Source organism: Methylibium sp. T29-B, from assembly GCF_000576225.1.
In the GTDB taxonomy this organism is placed as follows: Bacteria; Pseudomonadota; Gammaproteobacteria; order Burkholderiales; family Burkholderiaceae_C; genus Methylibium; species Methylibium petroleiphilum.
Map to the genome: position 1 here is coordinate 1 of NZ_AZSN01000191.1, position 5,950 is coordinate 5,950.

Annotated in this window: 5 protein-coding genes and 2 pseudogenes; 3 read left to right on the forward strand and 4 right to left on the reverse strand. The window is 69.1% G+C overall.

Going from position 1 to position 5,950, the window contains the following annotated elements; all coding sequences use genetic code 11:
- The 4 genes and pseudogenes from tilS to cysS all read right to left on the reverse strand — a co-directional run.
- Positions 1 to 825, reverse strand: an 825-nt coding sequence (gene tilS, locus Y694_RS19140) for a tRNA lysidine(34) synthetase TilS (RefSeq protein WP_036235433.1), incomplete at its 3' end; no start/stop codon positions are given.
- Positions 776 to 1,746, reverse strand: a pseudogene (locus Y694_RS19145) (acetyl-CoA carboxylase carboxyltransferase subunit alpha). The gene tilS and the pseudogene Y694_RS19145, both read right to left, overlap by 50 nt.
- 57 nt (positions 1,747 to 1,803) lie before the next feature.
- Positions 1,804 to 2,457, reverse strand: coding sequence for a DNA-3-methyladenine glycosylase (locus Y694_RS19150; protein ID WP_011830043.1), 654 nt, complete (start codon positions 2,455 to 2,457; stop codon positions 1,804 to 1,806).
- A 31-nt stretch (positions 2,458 to 2,488) separates the two neighbouring features.
- Complete coding sequence (cysS, locus tag Y694_RS19155; RefSeq protein ID WP_036235430.1) at positions 2,489 to 3,874, reverse strand: cysteine--tRNA ligase; 1,386 nt, start codon at positions 3,872 to 3,874, stop codon at positions 2,489 to 2,491.
- A 159-nt stretch (positions 3,875 to 4,033) separates the two neighbouring features.
- On the opposite strand from cysS, the gene Y694_RS19160 reads away from it, so the two are divergent.
- The 3 genes and pseudogenes from Y694_RS19160 to Y694_RS19170 form a co-directional block, all read left to right on the forward strand.
- Positions 4,034 to 4,600, forward strand: coding sequence for a peptidylprolyl isomerase (locus Y694_RS19160; protein WP_011830045.1), 567 nt, complete (start codon positions 4,034 to 4,036; stop codon positions 4,598 to 4,600).
- A gap of 1 nt (position 4,601) precedes the next feature.
- A pseudogene (locus Y694_RS19165) lies at positions 4,602 to 5,104 on the forward strand (peptidylprolyl isomerase).
- 14 nt (positions 5,105 to 5,118) lie between these two features.
- Positions 5,119 to 5,950, forward strand: an 832-nt coding sequence (locus tag Y694_RS19170; protein WP_197028822.1) for a UDP-2,3-diacylglucosamine diphosphatase, incomplete at its 3' end; no start/stop codon positions are given.

The following is a 5,950-nucleotide window of genomic DNA, read 5'->3' on the forward strand; positions in this document are numbered from 1 at the left end:
CCACCGCCGCAGCGCGTGCACCGCGCGGTGCGGCGCCAGCTGCCGCCAGGCTGTGAGCGGGAGCACGTCGTTGGTCGCGGCGCAGGCCGCCAGGTCCAGAGCCGCCAGGTCGGCCACACAGGCTGCGGCCTGCTGGGCCCAGCGGGCGGCATCGGCGAGCGTGCCCTCGGCCTGCGGAAACGCCGCCTGCAGGGCCGGCCAGACCTGCAGCCGCAGGCGGTTGCGCGCGAAGCGCGGATCGTCGTTGCTGTCGTCGTCGATATAGCTCAGCCGATACCGGCGCACATAGGCCTCGATCGCCTCGCGCGGACGGGCCAGCCAGGGACGCGCCCAGGTGATGCCGTCACGTTCGATCGAGCGCGGCATGCCGGCCAGCCCGGCCACGCCGGCACCTCGCAAAGCCTGAAGCAGCAGGGTCTCGGCCTGGTCGCGCTGGTGGTGAGCCAGCAGCACGAGCGCCACGCCCTGCTCGACGGCGAGCGTGCGCAGCGCCGCATACCGAGCGGCACGCGCCACGGCTTCGAGGCTGTCACCGGACCGGCAGGCAAGCTGCACGCGCATCGCGCGAAAGCACACGGGCAGGCCGCGCCGCGCCCAGCGCCGGCACTGCGACTCGCAGTGCGCGAGCCAGGCATCGGCACGGGCACTCAGGCCGTGGTGCACATGCAGGGCATGGACCGTGAGGCCGCTGTCGCGGGCCGCGATCAGCGTGGCGTGCAGCAGCGCGGTGGAGTCGCGCCCACCGCTGTAGGCGACGGCCAGGCCGCGGGGCGGCTCAGCGCTCCTTGGTGTCGTTGTAGCGGCCGTAGCTCTTGAGCCGCTCATAGCGCTGGTTCAGCAGCTCGCGGGGCTTCAGGTCGGCGACCTGGCGCAGCGCGTCGTTGAGCGCGCGCTTGAGGTAGACCGCCATCTGCGCCGGATCGCGGTGGGCACCGCCGACCGGCTCGTTGACGATCTTGTCGACCAGGCCCAGCGCCTTGAGCCGGTGCGCGGTGATGCCCATCGCCTCGGCGGCGTCGGCCGCACGTTCGGCGGTCTTCCAGAGGATGGAGGCACAGCCCTCCGGCGAGATGACCGAATAGACTGAGTACTGCAGCATCAGCACCTGGTCGCCCACGCCGATGGCGAGCGCGCCGCCGGAGCCGCCCTCACCGATGATGGTGGTGATGATCGGCACCTCGAGCTGGGCCATCGCGAAGATGTTGTGGCCGATGGCCTCGGACTGGCCGCGCTCCTCGGCGCCGATGCCGGGGTAGGCGCCCGGCGTGTCGACGAAGGTGAACACCGGCAGGCCGAACTTCTGCGCCAGCGTCATCAGGCGCAGCGCCTTGCGGTAGCCTCGGGCCGGCTCATGCCGAAGTTGCGCAGCGCGCGCTCCTTGGTGTCACGCCCCTTCTGGTGGCCGAGCACCATGCAGGCCTGGCCGTTGAAGCGCGCCAGGCCGCCGACGATGCTCTGGTCGTCGGCGAACGCGCGGTCGCCGTGCAGTTCCTGGAAGTCGGTGAACACATGGTTCACGTAGTCCAGCGTGTAGGGCCGCTGCGGATGGCGCGCGATCTGCGTCACCTGCCAGGGCGTCAGGCTCGAGTAGATGTCCTTGGTGAGCTGCAGGCTCTTCTTGGACAGGCGGTCGATCTCCTCGGAGATGTCGACCGCCGACTCGCTCTGCACGTAGCGCAGCTCGTCGATCTTGGTTTCGAGGTCGGCGATCGGCTGCTCGAACTCGAGAAAATGTTTCTTGCTCATCCCAAACGATCCTTTCTCGGGAAAGGTGGGCGCATTGTCGCGGAATTCTCGGCGCGCTCAGTAGGTCACGCGCGGATCCAGGCTGCGCCACAGGTACCAGGTGGCCACCGAGCGGAACGGCGCCCATGCGTCGCCCACCTCACGCGCCTCGTTGCGCGACACCGGCTCGCCGCTGAAGTAGTGCTGGCTGATGCCCTTGAGCAGGCCGAGGTCGTCGAGCGGCAGCACGTTGGGGCGCATCAGGTGGAAGATCAGGAACATCTCGGCCGTCCAGCGGCCGATGCCGCGGATGGCGACCAGTTCGTCGATGATGGACTCGTCGTCCATCGAGGTCCAGTTGCGCACGTGCACCGTGCCACCGTCGAAGTGCCCGGCCAGGTCGCGCAGGTATTCGATCTTGCGCGCGGACAGGCCGGCGCCGCGCAGCGCGGCACTGTCGGCCGCGAGCACCCCCGCCGGCCGCACGTGCACCGCGGAGCCGCCCTCGAACAGCGCGGCGAAGCGCTCCCACACCGCCTGCGCGGCCGGCACCGAGATCTGCTGGCCGACGATGGAACGTGCGAGCGTGGTGAAGGCATCGCCGCGGCTCTCGAGCCGGGCCTCGCCCAGCTTCGGGATCAGCTTGCGCATCACGCGATCGCGCTTGGCGAGGTGCTTGCACGCCTCGTCCCAGTAGTCGGGCGTGACGAAGCCGGGGCCGCGGGGCGACATGGTGCGGGAGGCTCGTGGCTCGGGCGAAGGCTCAGGCCTTGACCCAGGTGGTCCCGGCGGGCGTGTCCTTGAGGACGATGCCCTGCGCCGCCAGGGCGTCGCGGATGCGGTCGGACTCGGCGAAGTCGCGTGCGGCCTTGGCCGCCGCCCGCGCCGCGATCTGGGCCTCGATGTGGCCGGTATCGACGCCGCTGCCGCCCTGCAGGTACTGCGCCGCTTCCTGCTGCAGCAAGCCCAGCGTGCCGGCCAGCGAACGCAGCAGGCCGGCGCTCTGCGCCGAGCGGCTGCGGTTCACCTCGCCGGCCAGGTCGAACAGCACCGACACGGCGATCGGCGTGTTGAAGTCGTCGTCCATCGCCGCCTTGAAGCGCGCGGCATGCGGGTCGGTCCAGTCGATCTCGGCCGGTGCGACCGCCGTGCCTTCCAGTGCGGTGTAGAGGCGGCGCAGGCCGCTGCGGGCATCGTCGAGCCCGGCATCGCTGAAGTTGAACGGGCTGCGGTAGTGCACCCGCAGCATGAAGAAGCGGATGGTCTCGCCGTCGTAGCGCTTGAGAATGTCGCGGATGGTGAAGAAGTTGCCCAGCGACTTGGACATCTTCTCGTTGTCGACATTGAGGAAGCCGTTGTGCATCCACACGTTGACGAAGCTGTGCCCGCTGCCCAGGTGGAAGGCGCCGTCGCTCTGCGCGATCTCGTTCTCGTGGTGCGGGAACTGCAGGTCCATGCCGCCGCCGTGGATGTCGAAGCGCTCGCCCAGCAGGGCGTGGCTCATCGCCGAGCACTCGATGTGCCAGCCGGGGCGACCCGGGCCGAACGGCGCGTCGTATTTCGCGTCGGCCGGCTCCTCGGGCTTTGCAGCCTTCCAGAGCACGAAGTCCAGCGGGTCGTCCTTGCCCTCGAGCACCGCCACGCGCTCGCCGGCGCGCAGCGCATCGATCGACTTGCCCGACAGGCGGCCGTACCCGGGGAACTTGCGCACCGAGTAGTTCACGTCGCCGCCCGGCACACGGTAGGCAAGCCCGTTGCGTTCGAGCACCTCGATCAGGCCGACCATCGCCCCCACGTACTCGGTGGCGCGCGGCTCGTGCGTCGGGGGCTCGATGCCGAGCGCCCCGATGTCCTGGTGCATCGCGGCGGTCATCTCGTCGGTCAGCTGGCGGATCGGGATGCCGCGCTCGAGCGCGCGCTTGATGATCTTGTCGTCGATGTCGGTGATGTTGCGCACGTACGTGACGCGCAGTCCCGACACCCGCAGCCAGCGTTGCACCACGTCGAACGCCATCATCATGCGTGCGTGGCCCACGTGGCAGAGGTCGTAGATCGTCATGCCGCACACGTACATGCGCACGTGGCCGGGTTCGATCGGCGAGAACGCCTCGGTCGAGCGAGTGAGGGTGTTGTGGATGCGCAGGCTCATCGGGACGGATCGATCGGGTCTGTCACGGGCAGGCCGCATGCCGACGATCGAAGCGCCGCAGTATAGCGATCACCCCCCTGCCCGCGGCGGGGCTTCCGATCGGTGGAGAATACGGTTCCGAGCGGGTGACGAGCCCGCCGTTTGCATTCAGGAGACTTGATGATTTCCAGAACCTGGGCCGCCTTCGCGCTGGCCGCTGCGGTATTCGCCGCGCCGTTGACCGCGGCGGCGCAGAAGGTGCGCCTCGCGACGAGCGAGGGCGACATCGTGCTGCAGCTCGACCCCGCCAAGGCCCCGAAGACCGTCGACAACTTCGTCGCCTATGTCAAGAGCGGGCACTACGACGGCACCATCTTCCACCGCGTGATCGACGGCTTCATGATCCAGGGCGGCGGCTTCGACAAGGACATGAAGGAGAAGAAGACCGGGGCCCCGATCGCGCTGGAGAACCGCAGCGGCCTGCGCAACGAGCGCGGCAGCATCGCCATGGCGCGCACCATGGACCCGAACTCGGCCACCGCGCAGTTCTTCGTGAACCTTACCAACAACGCCTTCCTCGACCCGGCGAACTCGCGCGACGGCAACGGCTACGCGGTGTTCGGCAAGGTCATCGAGGGCATGGACGTGGTCGACCGCATCAAGGGCGTGCCCACCACCAACAAGGGCCCCCACCAGAACGTGCCGGCGACGCCGGTGCTCATCAAGAAAGCCACGCTGGAGCCATGACATGACCAAGACCATCGAACTGCACACCAACCACGGCGTGATCCGTGCCGAGCTCGACGACGTGAAGGCGCCCGCCACGGTCGCCAACTTCCTGAGCTACGTGAAGGCCGGCCACTACGACGGCACGGTGTTCCACCGTGTCATCAAGGGCTTCATGGTCCAGGGCGGTGGCTTCGAGCCGGGCCTGAAGCAGAAGCCCACCCAGGCCCCGATCGCCAACGAGGCGAACAACGGCCTGAAGAACGACAAGTACACGCTGGCGATGGCACGCACCAATGCGCCGCACTCCGCGTCGTCGCAGTTCTTCATCAATGCCACCGACAACGACTTCCTGAACTTCAAGTCGGAAAGCCCGCAGGCTGGGGCTATGCGGTGTTCGGCAAGGTGGTGGCCGGCACCGAGGTGGTCGATGCGATCGAGCGCGTGAAGACCGGCCGCCAGGGCGGCCACGACGACGTGCCGCTCGAGGACGTGGTGATCACGCGAGCGAACGAAGTCGCCTGAGGCGCTCGAAGCCGATGACCTCGTCGCCGGCCGCACCGCCCCGGGGCGCCGGCGTGTCCCCGTCGCTGCCGAAGTTCTGGGAGTTCGAGGCGCCCGCTGAATGGCGGGCGATCGACTTCATCTCCGACCTGCACCTGCAGGCGAGCCATCCCCTCACCTTTGAGGCGTTCTCGCAGCACCTGCTGCACACGAGCGCCGAGGCGGTGTTCATTCTCGGCGACCTGTTCGAGGTATGGATCGGCGACGACGCCCGGCATGAGGGCTTCGAGCACCAGGTCGTCGAGGTGCTGAAGGAAGCCGCCGCGCGACGCAGCGTGTCCTTCATGGCAGGCAACCGCGACTTCCTGGTCGGCGTCGAACTGCTGAAGGAGTGCGGCATGACGGCCCTGCCCGATCCGACGGTGCTGCGGGCCTTCGGCGAGCGGGTGCTGCTGACGCACGGTGACGCGCTGTGCCTGGAAGACGTGGAGTACCAGCGCTTCCGCGCCGTCGTGCGCACCGAACAGGCCCGCGAGGACTTCCTGGCGCGGCCGCTGCCCGAGCGCCGTGCGCTGGCCGCCCAGATCCGCGCGGTCAGCATGCAGCAACAGCAGCGTGACGGTCGGCCGGAGACCTGGGCCGATCTCGACGCTGGCGCCACCGTGCAGTGGATGCACGAGGCCGGCACGCCGCTGCTGGTGCACGGTCACACCCACCGCCCGGCCACGCAGGAACTGGCCCCCGGCTTCACCCGCCATGTACTGACCGACTGGGAGCTCGACCGGGGCCCCGCGCAGGCAGCCCGCGCCGGCGTGCTGCGCCTGAGCGCACGCGGCCTGCAGCGGCTGCCGCCCGCGGTTTCTCCGG